The organism is Limnobacter parvus (assembly GCF_024623725.1).
GTDB classification, from domain to species: domain Bacteria; phylum Pseudomonadota; class Gammaproteobacteria; order Burkholderiales; family Burkholderiaceae_B; genus Limnobacter; species Limnobacter parvus.
This window is the reverse complement of record NZ_JANKHG010000014.1, coordinates 279,482-302,617: the sequence shown is the minus strand read 5'-3', so window position 1 is coordinate 302,617 and position 23,136 is coordinate 279,482. Positions and strand designations below refer to the sequence as shown.

Sequence of the window (23,136 nt, the reverse complement as noted above, 5' to 3'; positions counted from 1 at the left end):
GCGCACAGAAACCGGAGCCTACATGCACTCAGTAGTTCATTTGTTAAAAAGTACCACTTTCCCCACCGTGAAGCGGCTGAACCTGGAAACCATTCAGGTGAACCTGGGTTACCTGTGCAACCAGAGTTGTACGCATTGCCATGTGAATGCGGGGCCGAACCGCACCGAGTTGATGCAAGATGAACAGATCGACCAACTAATCGCATTGATGAATCAGGGCTGGGTGAAACAACTGGATTTGACTGGTGGTGCACCTGAAATGAACCCGCGCTTCAAGCGCTTGGTGGTGGCGGCCCGCAAGGCCGGTGTGCATGTGATTGACCGCTGTAACCTGACCATTTTGAGCGAACCTGGCTATGAAGACCTGGCGCAGTTTTTGGCTGACAACGAAGTTGAAATTTTTGCATCCTTGCCCTGTTACCTGGAAGACAATGTGGACAAACAGCGCGGCAAGGGTGTATTTGATGCCAGCATCGCTGGCCTGCAAAAGCTGAATGCACTGGGTTATGGCGACAAGCTGCGTTTAACCTTGGTGTTTAACCCGCAAGGCCCAGCTCTGCCGCCCCCGCAAGAAGCGCTGGAAGCCGATTACAAAGCGGTGCTGTTCGAGAAGTTTGGCATTCGCTTCACCGGTTTGGTGACGATCACCAACATGCCGATTGCGCGTTTTGGCAGCACTTTGATTAGCAAGGGCACGTTCGAGACCTACATGAACACCTTGAAAGGTGCTTACCGTGAAAGCAACCTGGCTGCGGTAATGTGCCGCAGTTTGGTGTCGATTGATTATGAAGGCAAACTTTACGATTGCGATTTCAACCAGCAACTGGGTTGGCCAGTTCGCGATGCGCAGGGCAGGGCATTGACGCTTGCTGATTTAACGCAAACCGCGCTTGATTCAATTGAAGTCGTGGTGGGTGACCATTGCTACGGCTGTACCGCGGGTCAGGGCAGCAGTTGTGGCGGTGCTTTGGCGGCCTGATCAACCGGGCGCTCACCAGCCAAGGTCAACGGGTTTTGTTGACCTTTGTTCATCAGGCGCTTGGCCAGCCTCAAGGCACTTTCAGATTCCTTGGAAGCAGATTCTGCCACTTGCTCAACCTGGCTTAGCAGGTTAGACCACGCGGTTTGATTCACCGCCATGTACTCGGCCAGTTTGTTTGATTCATGCTGGCCCATGTTTATTTTCTGGCTGGCGAGAACCAAGCCCTCAATCGATTCTTTCAAAGCTTGCTGGCTTTGCTCCACCAACTGTTGAAGCTGGCGGCTGTTTTCTGGTTCAGTCAGTGTCAATTCCATTTGCGATGAATCTAGCCTGCCCAGCAACTGGCGGCTTACCTCGCCAGCCTTGCGCAGGCCCTGGGCAGCACTTCGTATGTCTGAACGCAAACCTTCAAGCTGGGCTTGCACTGTCTCCATGTGGCTTTCAGCCCTGGCATTGCGCTGCTCGCTGTTCAGTGTTGACTTCACCACCTGCGTGCCCTGGTTCGACAATTGATGAAACGATTTCGCAAACTGCAGCACTGCCCGGCCGCTTTGATTCAACTCTTCAAGCTGCTGGCCGATTTGCATCAGCGTGCCCCGGTGCTCTAGTTGCTGGTTGCTGTTCAATGCTTTCAGCACGCCCTCAAGCGCGGCATGCGCGCCTTCACGTTTTTGATCGTTTTGCTGTTGGCTGTGCAAAGCACGGCTTAGCATTTGAATGCGGCGATTCAGTGCCAGGGTTTTGCGGTGGGTGTTCCATTGAATACCCAGCACAAAACCAATTAGGGCGAGCAAAGTTGCAAGGCCGAACAACAGCACCAAATAACCGTTGGTGGATTGGGCGATGTGAAGTTTAAGCTGGGCGAGTTTGGGCAGCGCATCAAGTCGCAGTTGCGCTTCAAGTTGGCGTTGAGTGTCTTCGTTTAAATTCACCCCGGCCACCGGGCGCGACAAGGCTTCAATGGATTGGGTCAGCAGCACTTGCAGGTTTTGATTGTGCAGGCCACCAAACCACTGAATGCCTTTGTTTTGTTGGCTGACCTGCTGCCCCAGGCTAAGTAAAGCTTTCAATGCCAAAGGCTGAACGGAATCCACAGCAGGGCCATTCAAAGCCAAAAGTTCTTGTTGAATGCGACCTTCAACCAAGTTGATTTGAGACAACTGGGTATTTCGATTGCCACTTGACTGGCTTTGAGCGTACAAGCCGCCCAGAAATAGCAATGCAGCTGCAACAAGCAGCCCGAGCGAAAACTGGCCCAATTGCCGAACAAACCTGGGCCTGACCGGCGTTGGGGCGTGGTCTTCAAACGCTGTGGCGGGGTCGGCTTGCTGTTCGGTCATTGATCCAGAAGGTCGGTTTTAGACTTGAGTCATCTCAAAGTCTTCTTTGCGGGCGCCGCATTCCGGGCAAACCCAGTTTGGCGGAACGTCTTCCCATTTGGTGCCGGGGGCAATGCCTTCTTCGGGCAAACCCGCTGCTTCATCGTAAACCCAACCGCAAATCAAACAAATCCAAGTGTTCATTCTGAGCTACTTCCAGAAAAAAAATTGCAACCGGTGGATAATACTAGGTTGGCGGCCAGCAACCAAGGTCGCTAGTCTTTTTTGGGTTTTGAATGACACAGACCGTACCTTTGGTGCTGACATTTTCAGCATCAGACCCCACTTCTGGCGCAGGCCTGCAGGCCGATGCGCTAACCATCGCCGCACTGGGTGCGCACCCATTGACCGTGCTTACTGGCTTAACCGCACAAAACACGGTAGGTGTTAAGCGCTTTGAAGCCTGTTCATCCAGCTGGATTGATGACCAGTTGCAAGTGTTGCTCGACGACAGCATTGCCCCCAGTGCAATTAAAACAGGCGTGTTGGGCAGTACCGCGGCTGTAGCAGCCGTGTTGAAAACCAAGGCCCTGTGGCCGGGCGTACCGCTGGTGGTTGACCCGGTCCGGGCTTCAGGCCGCGGCGATGCCTTTGGCGGGCAGGCTTTGTTCGACTGTTACAGAAATGAGCTGTTCCCGGTGGTGGATTTGTTAACCCCGAACTGGCCCGAGGCGCAAGCCTTCACGGGTGCTTCAACCGTGGACGAGGCAGGTGAGCGCCTGTTGCAGATGGGTTGCAAGGCCGTGTTGCTGAAAGGCCAGCACATGGAATCAGATGCTGTGGTCAACCGCCTGTATGTAGCGGGTCAGAAAGTGGTGGAGTTTCCTTGTGAACGTTTGCCCGGGCAATACCATGGTTCAGGTTGCACGCTGGCCAGTGCCTGCGCAGTGGGCCTGGGGCAGGGCTTGAGTGTGCTGGAAGCTGTTGAACTTGCGCTGGAATACACCTGGCAGGCCTTGAATTATGGGTTCGCTGTGGGCCAGGGGCAGTTGATTCCAGACCGCATGCACCTGATGCAGCATCTGGGTGAAGAAGAAGTAGACGATGGCGACGAATAATTTAATTCGTGGTGTGTACGCCATTACGCCTGAACGATCGGCAATTTGGAGCCCTGATGCAATTGTGGATTGCGTGGCCGCTGCGCTGGAAGGTGGTGTTCAGCTTTTTCAGTGTCGTCAGAAGAATTGGGATGAAGATGAGCTGATCGAATTTGTCGGGCAGCTGAATGCGCTGTGCGAGAAGTATGACGCAACCTTGATTTTGAATGATGTGCCTGCCAGCGAATTTCCGAAATTCACAGGCGCAGCGATTGCAGGCGTGCATTTGGGCAAAACCGATGAAGCCATTGCACAGGCGCGAAGCCGCTTGGGCGCCAAGTGGGTGGTGGGTGCTTCTTGTTACAATCAGTTTGAACTGGCCGAGAACGCCGTGCAGGCAGGCGCCAGCTACGTGGCTTTCGGCGCCATGTACCCCAGCGGCACCAAGCCCAATGCGGTGCGCGCCGAACTGGATCTGTTTTCCAAGGCGCGCGCTTTGAATGTGCCCACAGTGGCGATTGGTGGAATAACAATCGACCGTGTGCCTGAATTGATGAAAGCTGGTGCCCACGCAGTGGCAGTGGTGAATGGTTTGTTTGGAATGGAACCCAATGCAGTGCAGGTTTGCAGTGTGGCGCAGCAGTGGGTGGATGCAGTGAATGGATGCAGTCAATAATTCGGAGTCTTAAGAATGAGTGGTAAAGAAGTGAGCCAGAACGAAGTGCTGTTTGAACGTGCGCAAAGAACAATTCCCGGTGGCGTGAATTCGCCTGTGCGCGCATTTCGTTCAGTGGGTGGTACGCCGCGGTTTTTCAAGCGTGCCAATGGCCCTCATGTGTGGGATGCTGATGACAAGCGTTACATTGACTACATTGGTTCCTGGGGGCCTGCGGTGCTGGGTCACGCTCACCCGGAAGTGATCAAGGCCGTGCAAGATGCCGCTGTTGGTGGCTTAAGTTTTGGTGCCCCAACCGAGGGCGAAATTGTGATGGCTGAAACCTTGTGCGAAATGCTGCCATCGATGGAACAGGTTCGTTTGGTCAGTTCAGGCACGGAAGCCACCATGAGCGCAATTCGCCTTGCTCGCGGCTTTACTGGCCGCGACACCATTGTGAAATTCGAAGGCTGCTACCACGGCCATGCGGACAGCCTTTTGGTGAAAGCTGGTTCAGGCCTGCTGACTTTTGGTAACCCCACTTCAGCTGGTGTGCCTGAGGACTTTGCCAAACACACCCGTGTGCTGGACTACAACAATGTGGAGCAACTGCACGAGTTGTTCAAAGCCAGTGGCAGCAGCATTGCCTGCGTGATCGTCGAACCGGTGGCTGGCAACATGAACCTGATTCGGCCCACCCATGAATTTTTGAATACGCTGCGCGCGTTGTGCACCCAGCACGGCGCTGTGTTGATATTCGATGAAGTGATGACAGGCTTCCGTGTGGGTCCACAGGGCGTGCAGGGTGTGTACGGTATTACGCCCGACCTGACCACCTTGGGCAAAATTATTGGCGGTGGCATGCCCATGGGCGCATTCGGTGGCCGCAAAGACATCATGGCTTGCATTGCCCCACTTGGCCCCGTGTACCAAGCCGGCACGCTGAGCGGCAACCCGGTTGCCGTGGCTGCCGGTTTAACCACCCTGTGTTTGCTAAAGCAGGAAGGCTTTTACGAAAGGCTGGAAACCCAAACCCGCAAGCTGGTGGAGGCATTTAACCAAATGGCCTATGCCCACGGCGAAACCTTTTGTGCTGACAGCATAGGTGGCATGTTTGGTATTTATTTCAGCGAAAAAGTGCCCACCAGTTTTGCTGAAGTGAGCGCATCGAATCGAGACCGGTTCAACAAGTTTTTCCACGCCATGCTGGATGCGGGGGTTTACCTTGCGCCTTCGGCATACGAGGCTGGTTTTGTTTCAGTGACGCACGACGATGCGGTCATTGAAGCCACCAAGGTGGCGATTGACCGATCGTTCGCGGCGATTAAATAGGGTGTTTGGTGCAGAAAAATGCCGATTTGATTAACCGGCATTTTTCTGTCTGGTTAAGTTTGATTGATCAGAGCAGCAGATACACCATGTACAAAGTAATGAACACTTGAAGCAGGAAGAAGGTGGCACGCAACATCACCAAAATAAACGACGTGCCCAGAATATGAGACACGCTTTGTGCAATACGGGCGTACAGCACAAACACTGCAACGGCACTGATTGCCTCTACCTGACCCATCAGGCCTGCAATCGCAACAACGGCAGCAAAAACCGGGAAGTTTTCAAGGCAGTTCAAGTGCGCTGATTTTGCACGCTGCAAAAACATCGGGTCGGTGGATTCCTTGCCGCGTTCCCAGCTGTCGATCCGTTTTTGGCCCAAAAGGGCTTGGGGTACACGGGGTAGGGCGTAGAACAACGCCAAAACCAGAATCCATCCGGCGTAAAGCAATACAGTGGTGTAAGCATTCATTGTTTTTGTCTCCTTATTATTGGTTTGCGTACCAGAAATTTCACCGCTGATTATGGGTGAAGCTGCTCGCGCTGACCATCATAAGTTCGGACAAAATCAGTCATTCTTCTCTTTCTTCACCACCGCATACCGTTCCAGCGTTTTCTTTCGAGCTACATCGTGTTCAACCACGGGTCTTGGGTAGGTTTCGCCTAGAACCACATCGGCCATTTGTAATTCGAACGGCGGGCATTCGGCCGGGTTGTGAATGTGCTTGTTGGAAAGCTTGGCCAATTCAGGGCAGTACTTGCGAATAAACTTGCCCTCCGCATCGAATTTTTCCGATTGGCTGTAGGGGTTGAAAATCCGGAAGTAGGGTTGGGCATCGCAGCCTGTGGATGCCGCCCACTGCCAGCCGCCGTTGTTGGCAGACAGATCAAAGTCATTCAACTGTTCAGCGAAATAACGCTCGCCCCAGCGCCAATCGATGCCAAGGTCTTTGGTCAAAAAACTGGCGGTTACCATGCGCAGCCTGTTGTGTTGAAAGCCGGTTTGGTTCAGCTGTCGCTGGGCGGCGTCCACCAGAGGGTAGCCGGTTTTACCTTCACACCAGGCCTTGAAAAGCTGTTGCGCTTTTTCATCATCGTCCCAGCGAATTTGGTCGTACTCGGGCTTGAAGGCTTTTTCCGCTGCATCGGGGCGGTGGTAAATAATCTGAAAATAAAAGTCGCGCCAAATCAGCTCATTCAACCAACCCATCGCGCCTTCGCTGCCGTCCAGTTTGAATCGGTCGTAAGCGGCTTTGGCCAGCCTGCGAACTGAAATAGTGCCGAAGCGGTTGTGCACGCTCAGGTAGCTCACGCCTTTCACGGCCGGAAAATCACGCGCAACTTTATACTTGTCGATGCGGTTCAGAAAATCGTCAAATGCATCTAGCGCGCCTTCCTCACCGGGCTTGATCATATCCAGTAAATTCGTGCGTTTAAAGCCCATGTCTTCAAGATCAGGGACGGGCAGCTTGGATTCTTGGGCCAAAGCACCAAGACGGGCTTCACTGGGGTAGGGTGTTAAGTGGAATTCATCCAGTTTTTTAAGGCAGGCATTTTTAAAGGGCGTGAATACGCTGAAAAATTTACCTGCCTGGGTCAGCACTTCATCTTCTTCAAAAATGGCTTGGTCTTTGAACCGAAATAAAGCCACGTCATTGCCTTGCAGCGTCTTGCCCACGGTGATGTCGCGGTCGATGGCTGCGGGCTCGTAGTCTTTGTTGGTGAACACGGCTTGCACGCCCAGTTTTGTAGCCAATTCCGGAATGGCTTTTTCTGCTTTGTCGTACACCATGTGCAGGTCGCCTCCAAAGCCTTGCAGTTTCTTTTTCAAGGCCATGCAGCTTTCCCAAATAAACTCCACCCGCCGGTCGGCTTTGTTGGCAAGCTGGTCCAGAATGGTTTTGTCGTACACGAATACACAATGTACTTGCTCGCAGTGTTTCAGTGCGTAAAACAAGGCTGCATTGTCGTGTGTGCGCAGGTCGCGGCGAAACCACATCAAGCCTTTGGCGTATTGGCCCGGTTTGGGTTGAGTCGACAATGGGTGATTTTCAAGAAGTGATGCAGGCATGGAAACAGCTTAAATTTGGGTTGGTCTGTGCGCTAAAGGCGGGTAGAGGAACGCCTACCCGATTTCACACAGTCAAAAGGCATTACAATTTTGGCATGAGCGAGACCGAAATTTCCACACCCAATGAATTTAGCCTGTCCGGTCAGTTGTTGATCGCCATGCCGAACATGCTCGACCCCAGTTTTGCGGGCTCCGTGGTGTATCTGTGTGAACATTCCGGCAAAGGTGCCATGGGCCTGGTGATTAATCGCCCCACCGACCTGGACATTCAAAGCCTGCTTGAAAAAATTGATCTGGATGTTGAGGCAAACTTGCCAACCCACTTCCCGGTGATGATGGGTGGCCCGGTGGCCAGTGAACGAGGCTTTGTTCTGCACACTCAACCCTTGGACTGGAATTCATCGCTGAAAGTGAACGATGAACTTTCCCTGACCACTTCTCGAGACATTCTTGAAGCCGTGGCCCGGGGTGAAGCGCCAGGCAAGTGGTTGATTACATTGGGTTATGCCGGTTGGGGCGAAGGCCAGCTTGAAGAAGAGCTGGCGCAAAACGCCTGGCTCACCGTACCCGCCAACCATGAAATTTTATTTGACACGCCACTTGAGGAACGTTTTTCCCGCGCCTACGCCTTGTTGGGCATTGACCCCACTCTGATGACTGGCGCAGCGGGGCACGCCTGACCCATGGAAAAGCCCTCGCAAAAACCCATGCAATCGCCCAGGCCCACCCAGTACCTTGCCTTTGATTTTGGTCTAAAGCGGATTGGAGTGGCTTTTGGGAATTCTCTGACCAAAACCGCCAGCGGCGTGGCAGTGGTTGAAGCACAAAACGACGATCAGCGTTTTGCCAAAATTGAAAGTTTGGTGAAGGAATGGCAGCCCGAAGGCCTGGTGGTAGGGGTACCCCGCCAACCCGATGGTGCAGAAAATGAGTTGACCGCGCGCTGTGAAAGGTTTGCCCGTCAGTTGGAGGGGCGTTTCGCTTTGCCCTGCGCCATGGTTGACGAACGTTACACCAGTGCCATTATGGAGAGTTGTATGGGTGGCAAAGCCGCCCGAGAGAACAAAGGCCGTGTCGACATGGGCAGCGCCTGCCTGATTCTGGAACAATTTTTTCTGGAGGGGCGATGAGCCTGCCAAACCCCGAAGCCCTGTATGCCCGCCTGCGCGATCAGATCGACAAGGCGTTTCCTGACCGAAGTGAACTTGGCCTGATTGGTGTGCACAGCGGTGGTGCCTGGATTGCTGAACGTTTGCATGTCGATTTGGGTTTCACTTTGCCCTGCGGTTTTCTCGACAGCGCCTTTTACCGCGACGATTTTTCCGAGCGCGGCTTAAAAGATGCGCCCAAGCCCGCTGAAGTGCCTTTCGAAGTACAAGGCCGCACCATTTTGTTGGTCGACGATGTGTTGTACACAGGGCGTACCACACGCGCCATTGTGAACCATCTTTTTGATTTTGGCCGCCCTGCAAAAATTGAACTGGCTGTGTTGCTTGATCGCGGGGGCCGCGAATTGCCGGTGGATGCGCAGTATGTGGGCAAACATTGGCCACTGAAACCCGAAGAAGCGTTTGTATTGACCCAAGACGATCAAGGTGCGTTCCGCCTGGAGCTGGAGGTAAAAGAAAATTGAATAACCCTCAACTGAACGCCGCAGGTGAGCTGATTCACTTGTTGAGCATTGAAGGGCTTCCCAAGGCGATGATCCACCGCATTCTGGACACGGCAGAATCGTTTTTGTCGGTCACCGATCGCGAAGTAAAGCAAGTGCCGCTGCTGCGCGGGAAATCAGTGTTTAACGTTTTTTTCGAGAATTCAACCCGCACCCGCACCACCTTCGAGATTGCAGCCAAGCGGCTTTCTGCCGATGTGGTGAACTTGAACATCGGTTCATCTTCCACCAGCAAAGGTGAGTCGCTGATTGACACCATCGACAACCTGGCGGCCATGTCGGCCGACATGTTTGTGATGCGCCATTCTGAAAGCGGTGCGCCCACTTTCATGGCCCAGCACTTGAACCGGGTTAGTGGTGGCAACATTCATGTGATCAACGCAGGCGACGGGCGGCATGCGCACCCTACGCAGGCCTTGCTAGACATGTACACCATTCGCCACTACAAGCAAGATTTCACCAAGCTGCGCGTGGCCATTGTGGGCGACATTCTGCACAGCCGCGTTGCGCGTTCTGACATTCATGCCCTGACCACCCTGGGTTGCCCGGAAGTGCGTGCTGTGGGTCCCAGCACTTTGCTGCCCAACCACCTAGACAACATGGGCGTGCGCGTTTATCACGACCTGGTGGAAGGCATTAAGGATTGCGATGTGATCATCATGTTGCGCCTGCAAAAAGAACGCATGACGGGTGCCCTGATTCCATCTGCCCAGGAATATTTCAAGCACTTTGGCCTGACTGAGGAAAAGCTGCGCCATGCCAAACCCGATGCCATTGTGATGCACCCCGGACCCATGAACCGCGGTGTTGAAATTGATTCTGCAGTGGCCGATGGCCCGCAAAGCGTGATTTTGAATCAGGTTACTTTCGGTATTGCAGTGCGAATGGCCGTGATGAGCATTCTGGCCTCGGCCAGCAAAGGTGCTTAAAAAAGGTACGCAAAAAGCTGCTCAAGTTTCTTACAAAGGAAAAGCAATGCGAGTGTTGATTTCTGGTGGGCGTGTCATAGACCCCAGCATTGGTGCCGACGCAATCATGGATGTGGCGGTGGCCGCAGGCCGTGTGGTGGCCGTGGCCCCGAAGGGCGAAATGCCTGCCGACTTCGCGCCCAGTAAAACCATTGATGCCACCGGGCTTTGGGTGTTGCCCGGTCTGGTGGATTTGTCGGCTCGCTTGCGTGAACCCGGTTACGAATACCGAGCCACACTGGAAAGCGAACTTGAAGCCGCGATGGCTGGTGGCATTACCTCACTGGTCTGCCCTCCAGACACTGAACCGGTTCTTGATGAACCCGGCTTGATTGAAATGTTAAAGTTCAAGGCACGCCAACTGAATTTGTCTAAGGTGTACCCCTTGGGAGCGCTAAGCAGTGGTTTGAAAGGCGAAACCCTGACCGAAATGGCAGAGTTGACCGAGGCGGGTTGTGTAGGTTTTAGCCAAGCGGAATCGCCTGTTGAAGACTTGCGCGTGTTGTTGCAGGCCATGAAGTACGCGCGCAACTTTGGCTTTACCGTGTTTCTTCGGCCCACAGAACCCAATTTCAGCCGGGGAGGCGTGGCGCATGCGGGTGCGTATGCTTCACGCATGGGTTTAAGTGGCATACCAGTGATGGCTGAAACCATTGCCTTGCAAGCATATTTCGAACTGGTGCGTGCCACCGGTACCCAGATGCACATTTGCAGAATCAGTTCAGCCAAAGGCATTGAACTGATTCGCCAAGCCAAGGCCGAGGGTTTGCCAGTGACCTGTGACGTGGCCATCCACCATGTGCATTTAACCGACCTTGACATTGGTTTTTTCGACCCCAATGCACACCTGATTCCGCCCCTGCGCGAGCAACGCGACCGCGACGCTATTCGGGCCGGTTTGCTCGATGGCACCATTGATGCAATTTGTTCAGACCATACCCCTGTGGACGATGACGCCAAATTACTGCCCTTTGCAGAAAGTGAAGCGGGCGCCACCGGGCTTGAATTGTTGTTAACGCTCGCGGTGAAATGGATGCGCGAACAAAACGTTCCGCCAGCCCGAATTGTTGAGTTGCTTTGCAGCAAACCGGCCGACATTATCAAAGTCCAGGCCGGCAGCTTGCGCACAGGCATGCCAGCCGATTTGTGCCTGTTTAACCCGGAAGTGGACTGGGTTGTGGGTGAAGCAAGTCTGATGAGTCAAGGCAAGCACACGCCTTTCAATGGCTTTCCCATGCAAGGTAAAGTTCAGTTGACCATGGTCAATGGCAATGTTGGCTACAGTAGCCTGGAGAAAAGCAAAATGAAAGTGCTGGCCGCTTAATTTAAAAAAGGCTATTAAAAATGCGCAAAGCATGGATGGTATTCCGCTTGGTAGTGCACTTGTTGTACGGATTCGTCGTGGCTTTGACGCTTTGGCCCTTGCTTGGCAAGAAACAAAAAGAGATGATCGAGCAATGCTGGGCCGGGCAACTGTTGTTGATTCTGAATGTGCAGGTACGGGTGGTGTATGAAAAGCCCGAGGCAGATTATTCAATCCACAAACCCTGTCTGCTCTACAGCAACCATGTGTCCTGGCTGGATATTTTTGCATTCAACAGTATTCACCCGGTTACCTTTATTGCGAAATCTGAAATTTCAAAATGGCCAATTGGGGGTTTGCTCGCAAAGCGAAGCGGTACCTTGTTTATTGAACGGGGCAAGCGCCACGCTGTGCGCGACGTCATTCATGCAGCGGTGAAAGTGTTGGGCACTGGGCGCTGTGTGGCCGTATTTCCTGAAGGTACCACCGGGGCAGGCAACACCCCTTTGCACTTTCACAGCAATTTTGTTCAGCCCGCGATTCAGGCTGGCGTGCCTTTGCTGCCCGTCAGCTTGCAATACTTCAAACCTGACGGGTCATTTTCTACTGAACCTGCATTCCTTGGCGATCAAACCATACTGGAGAACATCAAGGTGCTGCTGAACAGCAAAACTGGTTTTGTGGTGCAGCTGTACATTCACGCGCCCATCAACACCGAGGGCCGTACCCGTCATGAGCTAAGCGATGAAGCACACGAGCGTATACGAACCATTTGCCAGGCTCAAATATTGGCCCACTGAGCGTCTATTCTCATGATGTTCACCGAATGATCAATTTGGGCGTTCACCACTGGTCGCGCAGTTGCAGTTGTTTGCGTGGCCCGGCGTTGGGATGTAAAGCCAATGTAGCCCAAAGCCACTGACAGCCCAGCCACGACACCCCCAAGTATCCGTACCGGAAAAGTGAGTGCATCGACTTTGTGTGGATCCGCGATTGCGTAAATAATTCCTGAAACCACCCCTGCAGAAAGACCGGCGGCCAGTCCTCCCACAACAATATTGAAATTTCTTACTGCTGCTTCTTGTGATGCGTTCACAGGGTTATTGAGGTTGATGTTGATTGTGTTGTGCGTGTGGCGCTCAACTGGGTAGGCCTCTGGGAAAGGGTTGCCAGAATTGGAAGATGCGGGTGACGGTTGTGCGGTGTTCATGAAAGAAATCCGGTTGCGCGTTCAGCGCAAGTTTTGAGCCAATTGAGCTGAGACGCCAAGTAGGAAAGCGTACAGACTTCCAAATAGTTGTTGTTTGGTGGACTCTGGCAGCGCGGTGCCAGCGGCTTCATGTTCAATGATTGACAATGTTGCCCCCGCCATCAAGCCCAGCGATACACCCATCATCAAGTTCGCGATTGATGCCAGGACTGGAGGCGTGTGGTGTGCCGCAATTGCGCCAGCCGCTTGGGCAAGTGGTGGCTGACCCGCATGGTTGCTTTCCTGCTTTGGCCACCTGTTTGGCGTGGTCGCGTTTGTCGAAAGCTGTCGCAAAGGCGAACCAGGTGGCGTTGGCGTGGGTGAGGGTGGTGTTTGAACGTTCATGGTGCAGCCGATCAGTGAATAAGACACGATTAAGTGCCATCACACCATTCCTGGTTCCAATTAACGCTTCACTTATTTTTTAATGTACGGTGGGCGCTGGCGGTTCTACTGCATTCACTTGAAATACTTTCTCATCTTCAAGCCGAAGTGCTGTTAATTGGCCACCCCAAACGCAACCCGTGTCCAGGCAGTAGCCCACCTTGTTCTTCAGCATACCCAAAGTCGACCAATGCCCAAATATGATCGGACCTTCGCCGGGAAACTGACGGGGCGCGTCGAACCAGGGTTTTAAGTCGGGCGGCGCGTCGGCGGGTTCCAGCTTGTACTTGAAATCGATTTTCCCATCATCACGCACCATGCGCATGCGGGTAAACACGTTAACCACTAAACGCAGGCGGTCGAACCCAACAAGGGTGTTATCCCAGCGGTTGGGCTTGTTGCCATACAGTTCAGCCATGAACGCTTTCCAGTTTGGACCAGACAGAGTGCGTTGAACTTCGGCAGACAATTCAAGCGCTTGTTGAAAACTCCATTCAGAAAGAATTCCGGCGTGGGCCAGCAGGGCGTTTTTTAATTCAGGAAGCTGCAGGGCCAAAGGCTGGGTTCGAAGCCAGTTCACAAGTTCTTCGCCGTCAGCCGCATTCACTATTTCGGCGATTGTGTCTGCTTCATGAGTGCGGCCGCTGCTGCACCACAGGGCCAGCAAATGCAGGTCATGGTTACCCAATACTGTGTAGGCGCGCTCGCCAAGGTTTTTAATAAACCGCAGGGTGTCCAGGGAGCGCGGGCCACGGTTCACCAGGTCGCCGGCAAACCACAACACATCGGCCTGTGCATCGAACCGGATTTTTTCCAGTAACTTCAGCAGGGAGTCAAGGCATCCTTGCACGTCGCCAATCACATAGTTGGCCATCTTGAAATCTAACCTGAACATCGAAAGTAGTATTATGCCCGTGTACACGCTAGGCGTGCGGCAACGTTATCCAGCCATCTATTTCCTATTCGACTATTTCAGGTGCTGACTCATGACTATCTCTTCTTCCATTTTCAAAGCCTATGACATTCGTGGGATTGTCGATGACACCCTGACCGAAGAAGCCGCCTACTGCGTGGGCCGAGCCTTGGGGGTATTGGCATTAAGCAGGGGTAAAAACGAAGCGGTGGTGGGGCGCGATGGTCGTTTGTCCGGTCCACGGCTGTGCTGGGCTTTGGCCGATGGATTTCGCGATGCGGGTGTGAATGTGGTGGATGTGGGCATGGTGGCTACCCCGCTTGTTTATTTTGCTACTTTCTTGCTGGGTAACGGCACAGGCGTGCAAGTGACTGGAAGCCACAACCCCCCACAATACAACGGCTTGAAAATGATGGTGGCTGGGGAAACATTGTACGGCGACACCATTCAGGGCTTGTTGCAGTGGATTCAAAACGAAAAACCAGTGCGTGGTGTGGTTCCTGGCGTGCAGCGTGGTTCGTACACTGAAATGAATGTGTGGCCGAACTACTTGGCCAACATTCTGGGCCACATCAAGCTGGCTCGCCCCATGAAAATTGCGGTGGATTGTGGCAATGGCGTGGCTGGCGCATTTACCAAAATTTTGTATGAAGCGTTGGGTTGTGAGGTTACCGAATTGTTCTGTGAAGTGGATGGTAACTTTCCAAATCACCACCCAGACCCCGCACACCCTGAAAACCTGCAAGACCTGATTGCCTGTGTGAAAAATGGCGATGCGGAAATCGGTTTGGCCTTTGACGGCGACGGCGACCGCCTGGGTGTGGTGACCAAAGACGGCGAAATTATTTACCCCGACCGCCAGCTTATTTTGTTTGCACGCGACGTGCTTTCGCGCAACCCTGGCGCCACTGTGATTTACGACGTAAAGTGCACACGCCATGTGGCCAAAGCAGTGAAAGCTGCCGGTGGTGAACCACTGATGTGGAAAACAGGGCACTCCTTGATTAAAGCCAAGCTGAAAGAGACCGGCGCACCCTTGGCCGGCGAAATGAGCGGCCATGTGTTCTTCAAAGAACGATGGTTTGGTTTTGATGATGGCTTGTATGCGGGCGTTCGCCTGCTTGAAATTTTGTCGCGCGGCAGCGACCCCAGCGCTGAATTGAACGCATTGCCCAATTCATCAAGCACGCCTGAACTGCAATTGCAAACTGCAGAAGGTGTGAATTTCGAAATCGTGAAGCGTTTGCAAGCAGAAGGAAAATTCCCCACTTCTGAATCGGTGAACACCATTGATGGTGTGCGCGCCGAATACGCAGATGGTTTTGGGCTGGCCCGCCCTTCGAACACCACGCCGGTGGTTGTCATGCGTTTCGAGGCTGACAGCGACGCTGCGCTGGCGCGAATTCAAAGCGAGTTCAAGGCAGCCATTCTGGCGGTTGCGCCTGAAGTGAAGTTGCCGTTTTAGTTGTTGCCAATGAGCCCATTGACTGATCAGCAAATCATTGACTCCACCCGCAGTTGGGTGGAGAACGTGGTTGTTGCCTTCAACTTGTGCCCCTTTGCCAAACGTGAACTGGTGAAAGATCGCGTGCGCTTCGTGGTGAGTAAAGCCAACAACGAGGCGGTTTTGCTGGACGAGTTGGCTCGTGAGTTGGCATTGCTGAATAGCAATGAATCGATTGAAACTACCCTGCTGATTCACCCGCAGGTGTTGCAAGACTTTTTTCAGTACAACGACTTTCTGGAAGTGGCCGATGCGCTTTTGGTCGAGATGGACCTGGAAGGTATTTACCAGGTCGCCAGCTTTCATCCCGATTACCAATTTGGCGGCACTGAGCCCAGTGATGCCGAAAACTACACCAATCGCTCACCTTACCCCATGCTTCACCTGTTACGTGAAGACAGCTTGACCTTGGCGATTGACAATTACCCAGATGTCGACCTGATTCCCGAGCGCAACATTCAATGCATGAATGAACAAGGTGCCGACAAGTTGCGCGCTATTTTGGCGGGCTGTCTTCAAAAGCCGTGTTGATCAAATTAAGTGCGGAAGTCACTTAATTTAACAATTTGCTGTTAAGTTCAAGAGTCTTACCAACAAACGGGAGACCTTATGAGTTTTTTCAGCAAAATTTTATCCAAGCTTGGCCTTGGTGACGACAAGCCTGCAACGCCAGCTGCTACGCCTGCCCCAGTGGTAAGCACTGCGTCAACACAAGGCGCACCGGCTCCCGTGGTGTCGACCGCTGCAACACCTCAGGCAATTCCGGTGGTGGACGTGGTTGCCAAGCTTGAAGCCATGGCAAAAGCCAATCCTGAAAAGTTGAACTGGAAAGTATCGATTGTCGATTTGTTGAAATTGTTGGGCTTGGACAGTAGCTTGACTGCCCGCAAGGAATTGGCCGCGGAACTTGCTTGCCCGGCTGAAAAAATGGGCGATTCAGCGCAAATGAACATGTGGTTGCATAAAACAGTGCTGCAAAAGCTTGCCGAAAACGGTGGCAATATTCCGGCAGACTTACTGGACTAACTTGGTCGAGTAATTCACGACTTACTTGTTTCGAAAACGCGCCCCCGGGCGCGTTTTTGTTGCCTAATCGATACGTCATTTTTGTAAAACGCAGGAACGTGCCGGTATTGGGTATTTGGCTCTAAATTTGGCAGCGGCAACACTTGTAAACCTGAAAACAAAGCTGGCTTTGTATTTCCTGAATTTGGAGTTTTTCTTCTAGTCAAAAATCTCGGATGTAACTCTGGAGTTTCGAGGAAAGCCTCGAAAAATGGAGTTGAAAGAAAAGCAGGGTGCTTGCAAACTAAGAGCTCACATCCCTCCTCTTTTGCTTCTGAGGTTTGCCCGATTAACCATATCGGGCATTTTTTTTGCCCTTTTTCTGGGCACTGTTTCCCAATTCAAGTAGCATTGCGCCTGTAACAAACAAGCGAACACACCGTGGCCACTTACTCTGTCAAAGAAATGTTTTACACCCTGCAAGGTGAAGGTGCGCAAGCAGGCAGAGCGGCCGTTTTTTGTCGCTTTGCGGGTTGTAATTTATGGACCGGTCGGGAAGAAGATAGAGCCACCGCGGTGTGCAAGTTCTGTGACACTGATTTTGTGGGCACAGACGGCGTTGGTGGTGGGAAATTCAAGAATGCGCATGATTTGGCACAAGCCATCAGTGCCACCTTCAAAAGTGATTCACCGAAGGCCAAACCCTATGTTGTATTTACTGGTGGAGAGCCCACCTTGCAGTTGGATGCGGCGCTGATTGAAGCTGTTCACGCACGTGGGTTCGAGATTGCCATTGAAACCAATGGAACGCTGCCTGTACCCGAAGGTGTTGACTGGATATGTGTAAGCCCTAAGTTTGGTAGTGAGCTGGTTCAAACCAGCGGGCATGAACTGAAAGTGGTTGTGCCGCAGCTGGGGCAGAACCTTGATGTCTTGGGAACCTTGGCGTTTGATCATTTTTTTGTGCAGGCCATGGACGACGCCGACACCGGCAAGAAAGCAAAGAATCTGCAAGTGGCTATACAAACCTGCCTGAATAAACCTCAATGGCGTTTGAGTGTTCAAACCCACAAAGTAATTGGAATGCCATGAAAGTTTTTAAACAGTTCACCTTTGATGTTGCTCACCAGTTGCCAGACTGGCCTGGTCTGCATGGCCACAGTTACACCGCAGAGGTGTGGTTTGAAGGCCCCGCGACCGATGGGTATGTGGTGCCTGAAAGCCTTTTGAGTGTGCAGGTTGAAGCTGTTCGAAAACGTTTGGACCATTCTTATCTGAATGAGTACATTGAACTACCCACTTCCGAAAACATTGCCCGCTGGATATGGGATCAGTTGCGCCCTGAAGGGCCATTGATCAAGGTTAAGGTGTTTCGTGGATCGATCGGGTTTGGGGTGGAATTCGATCTTGAGGATGCGAAGGCAGAAGGGCGGGTTTAAACATCCACTCGTGGCGGTTTGAATGCCAGCCCATCGTGGGGTTTGCTTGTTCCATGCTGAAAACTGTTTTGGTGTGTGATCTGAACTTGAAGTGTCGCCGCTGCCCGAAAACTTGGCATTTCGGCTTTGCTGCTGGTGCCGCACTAAGCCAAGCCCTCCAAAAGTAATGGTCGGATATTGGCTTTCGCGGATCGAGACCGTTTGGCTCTGCACACAAATCCGGCAAGTTTTCTGACCGGTCATCGTGCAACAACTTGCAAGTTCAGCCCAATCGGCAGCGATGTTCCAATCGCTTCGCCTTCAAGAAAACCTGCCCGTTTGAATTCACACGCCGCGCTCGGCTGCAAGCCGACACCGAGATTCGGCCGTCAGTTTTGCCGATCTCGGTGAGTCAGTGTGAACTTCAAAAAGGGAAAATCAGGTTTTCAGGCGGATGATTGGGACTCGTGCTGATGGGGCCGACTCACGCCAGAATTTTTTTCGCCGACGCGTTGGTAATTTGCTGCGCCCACACAAACTGCCTTGCGTCATCAGAAGCCATGGGGCGGGCCAAGCCAAAGCCTTGCAATTCAAGCACACCCGCCTCAATCAGAAAATCGCGTTGTTCTGCGGTTTCAACACCTTCCGCGACTACATTCAGGCCCAAGGCCTTGGCCATTGCCAAAACAGTTCGCGATAAAATTACACTGTCAATTTTGTTGGGTAGTTCACTGACGAAGGAACGGTCAAGCTTGATTGACTGCACTGGCATGCGGTGCAGCGTGGCCAGTGATGAATAACCAATTCCGAAATCATCAATCGATAAAATGACACCGAGGGTGTGCAAACTATTCAGGTCACTCAGTACCGCGTCCTGATTTTGCATCAACACAGTTTCTGTCAATTCAAGCTCAAGCAGATGGGCCGGCAAATTGGCCAATTTCAGAATTTTTTCAACGGTGCCGCATAGTTTTCCATCCAGCAGTTGAATTCCCGAGACATTCACGGAAACACCAATCGGATTTTTCAGTTTCTTGTTGGTTTCGTGCAGCCATTTGCATGCTTTGCGCATCACCTGTTCACCCATCGGAATGATCAAGCCAGATTCTTCAGCAATCGGAATGAACTGCGACGGTGGAATAACCTCACCAGTGCGGGACCGCATCCGCGCCAGTGCCTCCAGTGAACAAATCGCGCCGTTGGCATTGAAGCGAGGTTGGTAATGCAATTCAATCCGGTCGTGCAATATTGCATCGTGCAAGTCGTTTTCCAGATCAACCTTGGTTTGCAGGCTGGCGCTCATTTGGGCGTGGAAAACACGCACAGTATTTTTTCCGGCCTGTTTGGCCTGATACATGGCGATGTCCGCGTGCTTAAGCAAACCTTCCACGTCGGCCGCGTCGGTGGGGAATAAGGCGACGCCAACCGAGGCGCCCACATAAATCTTCTTGTCACCCAACTCGAAAGGCTTTTTGCTGATCGCATCCACCACCTTGCGGCCCACATTGAACGCGGTGTCTTGGTCAGCAATGTACGGCAGCGTGATCACAAATTCATCGCCCGACAGGCGGGCCACGATGTCTGAACTTCGAACTACACTTCGCAATCGTTTGGACACGGCGATCAACAGGTCATCGCCCCGGTCATGGCCCAAGGTGTCGTTCACTGCTTTGAATCCGTCCAGGTCGATAAACAGCAAGCCCAATTTAAATCCTTGAACCTGATCGTTGCCCAGCAGTTCTTGCAAGGTTTGCGACAAAGCCAAACGATTTGGTAAACCGGTTAAGGGGTCATGTGTGGCTTGGTGGCGCATCTTGCTTTCATTGCGCTTAATCGAACTTACATCTGTGAAGAAAATCGAAATCAACTCCTCACTGGGATACGCCTTTACCTGGTACCACATGTCATTGGAAGGGTCTTGCCATTGAAACGTTTCAGGCTTCATGCTCCCTTTGGCTTGATTCACGTACTTGAACAGAGGAGTTTTTTTCAAATGGGGTGCACGTTCCCAAACCATCCGACCAAGCAGAAGTTGTGCGCTTTTTCCGAGCAGTTCAGCACCTTTTTCATTCAGGTAATTCACATAACCATTCATGTCGATGGCAAAAAATGCATCGTCCATCGATTCCAGAATATTGTTGATTCGTTCTTCGCTTTTCAGCAAGGCTTCTTCAAGGTGAATGTTGCTGGAGCGACCAATCAGTAAAATGTCGCTGCCGCTGCAAGCGGCTGTCCAATCGAAATAAAACACTTCGTTCAAGGTGTTGCGCAGGCGGAAAGACCCTTCAGCCGACCGAGTTTGATATTTCACTTGGTCGAGCAGGCGTTTGAAATGGCCTACATCTGTTCTAAACACCAAGTTGGCGGCGTCCAGATTTTCCAACTGTTCACTGTTCTGTCCAAGAAAAATTTCCAGAGAAGGGCTGATCCGTTTGATGCGGCCCTTGTCGTCGACATTTAAGAGCACGCTGGTTGGAACTTTTTTGTCCAGTACCATTTGTTCGCTGGTTCTTGCTTCAACATTTAAAGGCAAGGGAAAGCCGGTTAAGTTCCTATGCTCATGGCTGTCTTGTTCGTGAAGGATGCCAAATTCGCTGTGTACAAGCATTTGCAGTCGAAGCCACTGGTCATGGACTTTCACGTGACCGGTCCAGCCTTGGTGTTTGTGCAAGGCATTCGACAGAGCCCTGTAGATGGACATGCCATAGCGAGCCACGATCAATTCGGATCCCGATTTGAATCCAATGTCCTGCCGGAAAAGCTTGCTGGCTGCGATCATTCCTAGTTCATCAGCGACATGACCCAGCAGGGCATAACGTGCTGTGTTGCTTTCCAGAAATTCATTGACCATCGGGTCATCAAGTAGATTGCCTAGACTCATACATCAAATCTCGATAGGCGTTTTTCCATTTCACGCATCAGGTCGTCCGACCGTAAAATCGTTTGAACTGTATTGCCCAATGTTTTAAAAGCACTTTCCGTGCGAGCCTGCATGCCTTCCATTGCACCCAATACTTCCCAACCCTGGCGTTGATTGCCGTGGCCGTTTTCAACCCATTGGTGCGTGGCGTGGTCAATTGAAACCACCTGGTTCTCGATTGCGCTTAGCCCGCTTTTCAACACATCCATTTTCCCCATGAAGGAATTGGTGCGTTCATTGAGGCTGTCCAACGAGCTCAGGGTGGTTTGCCATTGCTGACCAGAGGCTCCGGTCATGGTTTTTCCAATTTCCTTGGTCAGCGTCTGCATTTGCTGGTTGCTGTCAAAGGCTTGCTTGCTGATTTTATGCAGTTGCTCAAGTGATTGATTCAGTTCATTGAGCAGGTCAAAACAGTCTTCAGTGACCTTTTTTGACAGCTCCGCAGTGCTTTGACCCAAGCGTGTTTGATTGCCCAGGCTCTGCACGAAATCGCGTAATTTTCTTGAGGCCAGTGAACTGTCTTCCACTTGTTGCGAATGATCCGCACCCAAGTCTTTTGCGATGCCGGAAAGTTCCCGGATATCGGTGCGCAGCATCTTGAATGCAGCGACCACAAAAGACATGTTGTCCGCATAGTCGTTGAATACCTTTCCGGTCGGTGACAGGTGGCCGTGCTCATCTGCTTTGGCGCGCATGCGCAAATTGATTCCTTTTTCCTTGTCGAGGCATGCAAGTAGCTTGCTGCTTTCGTCCGCCACTACGGCATGCTGCTTCAATGTTTGAGCGATAACCGACAGTAGAAGAACTTCAACAGCGACATAAAATCCGTGCAATGCGACAGCAGGCAGCCCTGAAAACGGGCCACGAAATACATAACATTCATAGCCAGCCTGTTGCAGCATATCGAACACAATATGGTGAATAACAATCACGAGGCCCATGCTGATTATTGGGCGTGTATCCCGGTAGGCCAGCATCACCGGCAGCAGCATGAAGAAGCTGAAATGGTATTCAAGCATGCCCCGGGCAATGTGCACGTGCAGGGCACCCATGCCCACCAGCAGCGCTGCATTCAGGTGCATGGTCCAGGTTTTTCCGGCGTGCCACTTGCTGACAACCAGGCTAATTAGAAAAAGCGGAACGCCCCACGCCAGGGCTTCGCCAACATTGCTGTAGGCAATCCCTTCGATTACGGCAAAAATCAGGCAAAACAGGCTGACCACCGTACAGATCCAGTCTGCTTGAATGCGAATTGAAACGATGTCTGTGGGGGTAGCGCTGACGCCCGACAGTTTTGAAAGAATGGAGGAAAAGCCCAAAGGCTGCGGCATAGCGGGAGGGCTGGCCGTGATGTGATTCAAAGCCTGGGGTTGAGCTTGCATGGCGTATTCTCGAATTTAACTTGGACTAAAGATTAAATTCGAGAATACGCCACGGTCTTTTAAATCAATCACCTGAATAGAGTGGATTTTTACCCGCTCAGAAACGTTCCTCGGGGGTGAGCAAACGCCACTGCCCCACGGGCAGGTCACCCAGCATGATTCGACCAATTCGAACCCGCTTCAAGCCAATGACTTTCAGGCCCACAATTTCGCACATTCTACGAATTTGGCGCTTTTTTCCTTCATTTAAAATGAAGCGAAGCTGGTCTTCGTTTTGCCAACTGACCCGCGCGGGCTTCAGCGCTTCCCCATCCAGGCTTAGGCCGTGGCGCAGCATGTCCAAGCCCCGATCCGTTAATTCACCTTCAACGCGCACTAAATATTCCTTCTCCACAATCGAATTGGCGTCAATCAGTTGTTTGGCAATTCGGCCGTCCTGGGTCAGTACCAGCAAGCCGGTTGAGTCGATGTCCAGGCGCCCTGCGGGGGCAAGGCCTTTCAACATGGCAGGTTGAAAGGGCGTGGCGGTTTTGCGGTCAGCCTGATTTTCCAAGCTTAGGCATTCCATGGCGGCTTTGTAGCGGCCCTCGGGTTGGCCTGACACCACGCCGATGGGCTTGTGGTACAAAATCGTGACCTGCTTGCCCAGTACATTCTTGGCGCGTGCATCCAGATCAATTGTGACGGTGGGCAGCACTTTCGCACCCAATTCGTCGACTACTTTGCCATTCACGCGAACCCAGCCGTTTTCAATCAGGTAATCTGCTTCGCGGCGCGAGCACAGGCCTTTGGCCGCCATGATTTTACTAAGGCGTTGGGGCTCGAACGGATCGAGCATGTCGAGCGTGTTAGTGCCTGTAACTTTGCTGCGGCGTGGGCGCACTGTGCCTGCAGCAGGCGCAGCGGGGGCACTGCGCGTGGCCGCACGGTTGCGGTTGGGTGCCGCAGGTTTGGCTGTTGCGGCT

At 52.4% G+C, this 23,136-nt stretch carries 24 protein-coding genes and 1 pseudogene; 15 read left to right on the top strand and 10 right to left on the bottom strand.

Translation table 11 applies throughout. From position 1 onward, the window contains the following. The first annotated feature begins 22 nt into the window (after positions 1 to 22). Positions 23 to 979 (top strand): arsenosugar biosynthesis radical SAM (seleno)protein ArsS, encoded by a 957-nt coding sequence (gene arsS / locus NSP04_RS03735; RefSeq protein WP_257510991.1) that lies wholly within the window; start codon positions 23 to 25, stop codon positions 977 to 979. Here arsS and NSP04_RS03730 read toward each other — a convergent pair. Then, positions 943 to 2,322, bottom strand: a complete 1,380-nt coding sequence (locus tag NSP04_RS03730) for a hypothetical protein (RefSeq protein WP_257510990.1) — start codon at positions 2,320 to 2,322, stop codon at positions 943 to 945. The genes arsS and NSP04_RS03730 overlap by 37 nt on opposite strands. 18 nt (positions 2,323 to 2,340) lie before the next feature. Beyond that, on the bottom strand, positions 2,341 to 2,505 hold the full coding sequence (locus NSP04_RS03725; RefSeq protein WP_105028229.1) for a rubredoxin: 165 nt from the start codon (positions 2,503 to 2,505) through the stop codon (positions 2,341 to 2,343). A 92-nt stretch (positions 2,506 to 2,597) separates the two neighbouring features. Here NSP04_RS03725 and thiD point away from each other — a divergent pair, with 92 nt between their 5' ends. The 3 genes from thiD to hemL are packed head-to-tail and all read left to right on the top strand — an operon-like array spanning position 2,598 to position 5,385. Next, positions 2,598 to 3,419: a bifunctional hydroxymethylpyrimidine kinase/phosphomethylpyrimidine kinase gene (thiD, locus tag NSP04_RS03720; RefSeq protein ID WP_257510989.1), complete on the top strand. Its 822-nt coding sequence runs from the start codon at positions 2,598 to 2,600 to the stop codon at positions 3,417 to 3,419. Then, the gene (gene thiE, locus NSP04_RS03715) at positions 3,406 to 4,074 is read left to right on the top strand and encodes a thiamine phosphate synthase (RefSeq protein WP_257510988.1); all 669 of its coding nucleotides are present in this window, start codon (positions 3,406 to 3,408) and stop codon (positions 4,072 to 4,074) included. Before thiD ends, thiE begins: the two co-directional genes overlap by 14 nt. A 15-nt stretch (positions 4,075 to 4,089) precedes the next feature. Continuing rightward, positions 4,090 to 5,385: a glutamate-1-semialdehyde 2,1-aminomutase gene (gene hemL / locus NSP04_RS03710; protein ID WP_257510987.1), complete on the top strand. Its 1,296-nt coding sequence runs from the start codon at positions 4,090 to 4,092 to the stop codon at positions 5,383 to 5,385. A gap of 67 nt (positions 5,386 to 5,452) precedes the next feature. Here hemL and NSP04_RS03705 read toward each other — a convergent pair whose 3' ends face one another. Further along, positions 5,453 to 5,854: an MAPEG family protein gene (locus NSP04_RS03705; protein ID WP_257510986.1), complete on the bottom strand. Its 402-nt coding sequence runs from the start codon at positions 5,852 to 5,854 to the stop codon at positions 5,453 to 5,455. A 96-nt stretch (positions 5,855 to 5,950) separates the two neighbouring features. Next, a complete protein-coding gene (locus NSP04_RS03700; RefSeq protein ID WP_257510985.1) occupies positions 5,951 to 7,453 on the bottom strand; it encodes a cryptochrome/photolyase family protein in 1,503 nt (500 codons plus the stop codon). 95 nt (positions 7,454 to 7,548) lie between these two features. Here NSP04_RS03700 and NSP04_RS03695 point away from each other — a divergent pair, with 95 nt between their 5' ends. The 6 genes and pseudogenes from NSP04_RS03695 (at position 7,549) to NSP04_RS03670 (ending at position 12,196) form a co-directional block, all read left to right on the top strand. Then, positions 7,549 to 8,133, top strand: a complete 585-nt coding sequence (locus NSP04_RS03695) for a YqgE/AlgH family protein (protein WP_257510984.1) — start codon at positions 7,549 to 7,551, stop codon at positions 8,131 to 8,133. A 3-nt stretch (positions 8,134 to 8,136) separates the two neighbouring features. After that, positions 8,137 to 8,583, top strand: a complete 447-nt coding sequence (ruvX, locus tag NSP04_RS03690; RefSeq protein WP_257510983.1) for a Holliday junction resolvase RuvX — start codon at positions 8,137 to 8,139, stop codon at positions 8,581 to 8,583. Then, entirely contained in the window at positions 8,580 to 9,086 is a 507-nt protein-coding gene (gene pyrR / locus NSP04_RS03685) for a bifunctional pyr operon transcriptional regulator/uracil phosphoribosyltransferase PyrR (protein WP_257510982.1), read from the top strand. Before ruvX ends, pyrR begins: the two co-directional genes overlap by 4 nt. 2 nt (positions 9,087 to 9,088) lie before the next feature. Next, positions 9,089 to 10,054 (top strand): annotated as a pseudogene (locus NSP04_RS03680) (aspartate carbamoyltransferase catalytic subunit); the annotation flags it as partial. Between the two features lie 46 nt (positions 10,055 to 10,100). Further along, the gene (locus NSP04_RS03675; protein WP_257510980.1) at positions 10,101 to 11,417 is read left to right on the top strand and encodes a dihydroorotase; all 1,317 of its coding nucleotides are present in this window, start codon (positions 10,101 to 10,103) and stop codon (positions 11,415 to 11,417) included. 20 nt (positions 11,418 to 11,437) lie between these two features. After that, positions 11,438 to 12,196 (top strand): lysophospholipid acyltransferase family protein, encoded by a 759-nt coding sequence (locus NSP04_RS03670; RefSeq protein ID WP_257510979.1) that lies wholly within the window; start codon positions 11,438 to 11,440, stop codon positions 12,194 to 12,196. Here the strand turns inward: NSP04_RS03670 and NSP04_RS03665 are convergent. Genes NSP04_RS03665 through NSP04_RS03655 form a run of 3 tightly spaced genes read right to left on the bottom strand, consistent with a single transcriptional unit; the run spans position 12,178 to position 13,924 of the window. Continuing rightward, the gene (locus NSP04_RS03665; RefSeq protein WP_257510978.1) at positions 12,178 to 12,606 is read right to left on the bottom strand and encodes a hypothetical protein; all 429 of its coding nucleotides are present in this window, start codon (positions 12,604 to 12,606) and stop codon (positions 12,178 to 12,180) included. The genes NSP04_RS03670 and NSP04_RS03665 overlap by 19 nt on opposite strands. Before the next feature lie 21 nt (positions 12,607 to 12,627). Continuing rightward, positions 12,628 to 13,017, bottom strand: a complete 390-nt coding sequence (locus NSP04_RS03660; RefSeq protein ID WP_257510977.1) for a hypothetical protein — start codon at positions 13,015 to 13,017, stop codon at positions 12,628 to 12,630. A 52-nt stretch (positions 13,018 to 13,069) separates the two neighbouring features. Continuing rightward, positions 13,070 to 13,924 (bottom strand): symmetrical bis(5'-nucleosyl)-tetraphosphatase, encoded by an 855-nt coding sequence (locus NSP04_RS03655; protein WP_257510976.1) that lies wholly within the window; start codon positions 13,922 to 13,924, stop codon positions 13,070 to 13,072. 91 nt (positions 13,925 to 14,015) lie between these two features. Between NSP04_RS03655 and NSP04_RS03650 the strand changes: the two genes are divergently transcribed. From NSP04_RS03650 to NSP04_RS03630, 5 genes are all read left to right on the top strand, one after another. After that, positions 14,016 to 15,407 carry a phosphomannomutase/phosphoglucomutase gene (locus NSP04_RS03650; protein WP_257510975.1) on the top strand — a complete coding sequence of 464 codons (1,392 nt, stop codon included), beginning with the start codon at positions 14,016 to 14,018 and terminating at the stop codon, positions 15,405 to 15,407. A gap of 9 nt (positions 15,408 to 15,416) precedes the next feature. After that, positions 15,417 to 15,977 (top strand): DUF1415 domain-containing protein, encoded by a 561-nt coding sequence (locus NSP04_RS03645; RefSeq protein ID WP_257510974.1) that lies wholly within the window; start codon positions 15,417 to 15,419, stop codon positions 15,975 to 15,977. 78 nt (positions 15,978 to 16,055) lie between these two features. Then, on the top strand, positions 16,056 to 16,472 hold the full coding sequence (locus NSP04_RS03640) for a DUF3597 domain-containing protein (RefSeq protein WP_257510973.1): 417 nt from the start codon (positions 16,056 to 16,058) through the stop codon (positions 16,470 to 16,472). 420 nt (positions 16,473 to 16,892) lie between these two features. Further along, a complete protein-coding gene (queE, locus tag NSP04_RS03635; RefSeq protein WP_257510972.1) occupies positions 16,893 to 17,543 on the top strand; it encodes a 7-carboxy-7-deazaguanine synthase in 651 nt (216 codons plus the stop codon). Beyond that, complete coding sequence (locus NSP04_RS03630) at positions 17,540 to 17,890, top strand: 6-pyruvoyl trahydropterin synthase family protein (protein WP_257510971.1); 351 nt, start codon at positions 17,540 to 17,542, stop codon at positions 17,888 to 17,890. Before queE ends, NSP04_RS03630 begins: the two co-directional genes overlap by 4 nt. 463 nt (positions 17,891 to 18,353) lie before the next feature. On the opposite strand, the gene NSP04_RS03625 is transcribed toward NSP04_RS03630, so the two are convergent. The 3 genes from NSP04_RS03625 to NSP04_RS03615 all read right to left on the bottom strand — a co-directional run bounded on the left by NSP04_RS03625 (position 18,354) and on the right by NSP04_RS03615 (position 23,009). Then, the gene (locus tag NSP04_RS03625; RefSeq protein WP_257510970.1) at positions 18,354 to 20,750 is read right to left on the bottom strand and encodes a bifunctional diguanylate cyclase/phosphodiesterase; all 2,397 of its coding nucleotides are present in this window, start codon (positions 20,748 to 20,750) and stop codon (positions 18,354 to 18,356) included. After that, positions 20,747 to 22,171: a hypothetical protein gene (locus tag NSP04_RS03620; protein ID WP_257510969.1), complete on the bottom strand. Its 1,425-nt coding sequence runs from the start codon at positions 22,169 to 22,171 to the stop codon at positions 20,747 to 20,749. Before NSP04_RS03620 ends, NSP04_RS03625 begins: the two co-directional genes overlap by 4 nt. Before the next feature lie 97 nt (positions 22,172 to 22,268). Beyond that, entirely contained in the window at positions 22,269 to 23,009 is a 741-nt protein-coding gene (locus NSP04_RS03615) for a pseudouridine synthase (RefSeq protein WP_257511215.1), read from the bottom strand. Positions 23,010 to 23,136 lie beyond the last annotated feature (127 nt).

Excerpts from the sequence above, each read along its gene's own strand:
- arsS (WP_257510991.1), top strand. The coding sequence starts at position 23 with ATGCACTCAGTAGTTCATTTGTTAAAAAGTACCACTTTCCCCACCGTG.
- NSP04_RS03730 (WP_257510990.1), bottom strand. The coding sequence starts at position 2,322 with ATGACCGAACAGCAAGCCGACCCCGCCACAGCGTTTGAAGACCACGCC.
- NSP04_RS03725 (WP_105028229.1), bottom strand. The coding sequence starts at position 2,505 with ATGAACACTTGGATTTGTTTGATTTGCGGTTGGGTTTACGATGAAGCA.
- thiD (WP_257510989.1), top strand. The coding sequence starts at position 2,598 with ATGACACAGACCGTACCTTTGGTGCTGACATTTTCAGCATCAGACCCC.
- thiE (WP_257510988.1), top strand. The coding sequence starts at position 3,406 with ATGGCGACGAATAATTTAATTCGTGGTGTGTACGCCATTACGCCTGAA.
- hemL (WP_257510987.1), top strand. The coding sequence starts at position 4,090 with ATGAGTGGTAAAGAAGTGAGCCAGAACGAAGTGCTGTTTGAACGTGCG.
- NSP04_RS03705 (WP_257510986.1), bottom strand. The coding sequence starts at position 5,854 with ATGAATGCTTACACCACTGTATTGCTTTACGCCGGATGGATTCTGGTT.
- NSP04_RS03700 (WP_257510985.1), bottom strand. The coding sequence starts at position 7,453 with ATGCCTGCATCACTTCTTGAAAATCACCCATTGTCGACTCAACCCAAA.
- NSP04_RS03695 (WP_257510984.1), top strand. The coding sequence starts at position 7,549 with ATGAGCGAGACCGAAATTTCCACACCCAATGAATTTAGCCTGTCCGGT.
- ruvX (WP_257510983.1), top strand. The coding sequence starts at position 8,137 with ATGGAAAAGCCCTCGCAAAAACCCATGCAATCGCCCAGGCCCACCCAG.
- pyrR (WP_257510982.1), top strand. The coding sequence starts at position 8,580 with ATGAGCCTGCCAAACCCCGAAGCCCTGTATGCCCGCCTGCGCGATCAG.
- NSP04_RS03675 (WP_257510980.1), top strand. The coding sequence starts at position 10,101 with ATGCGAGTGTTGATTTCTGGTGGGCGTGTCATAGACCCCAGCATTGGT.
- NSP04_RS03670 (WP_257510979.1), top strand. The coding sequence starts at position 11,438 with ATGCGCAAAGCATGGATGGTATTCCGCTTGGTAGTGCACTTGTTGTAC.
- NSP04_RS03665 (WP_257510978.1), bottom strand. The coding sequence starts at position 12,606 with ATGAACACCGCACAACCGTCACCCGCATCTTCCAATTCTGGCAACCCT.
- NSP04_RS03655 (WP_257510976.1), bottom strand. The coding sequence starts at position 13,924 with ATGTTCAGGTTAGATTTCAAGATGGCCAACTATGTGATTGGCGACGTG.
- NSP04_RS03650 (WP_257510975.1), top strand. The coding sequence starts at position 14,016 with ATGACTATCTCTTCTTCCATTTTCAAAGCCTATGACATTCGTGGGATT.
- NSP04_RS03645 (WP_257510974.1), top strand. The coding sequence starts at position 15,417 with ATGAGCCCATTGACTGATCAGCAAATCATTGACTCCACCCGCAGTTGG.
- NSP04_RS03640 (WP_257510973.1), top strand. The coding sequence starts at position 16,056 with ATGAGTTTTTTCAGCAAAATTTTATCCAAGCTTGGCCTTGGTGACGAC.
- NSP04_RS03630 (WP_257510971.1), top strand. The coding sequence starts at position 17,540 with ATGAAAGTTTTTAAACAGTTCACCTTTGATGTTGCTCACCAGTTGCCA.
- NSP04_RS03625 (WP_257510970.1), bottom strand. The coding sequence starts at position 20,750 with ATGAGTCTAGGCAATCTACTTGATGACCCGATGGTCAATGAATTTCTG.
- NSP04_RS03620 (WP_257510969.1), bottom strand. The coding sequence starts at position 22,171 with ATGCAAGCTCAACCCCAGGCTTTGAATCACATCACGGCCAGCCCTCCC.
- NSP04_RS03615 (WP_257511215.1), bottom strand. The coding sequence starts at position 23,009 with ATGCTCGATCCGTTCGAGCCCCAACGCCTTAGTAAAATCATGGCGGCC.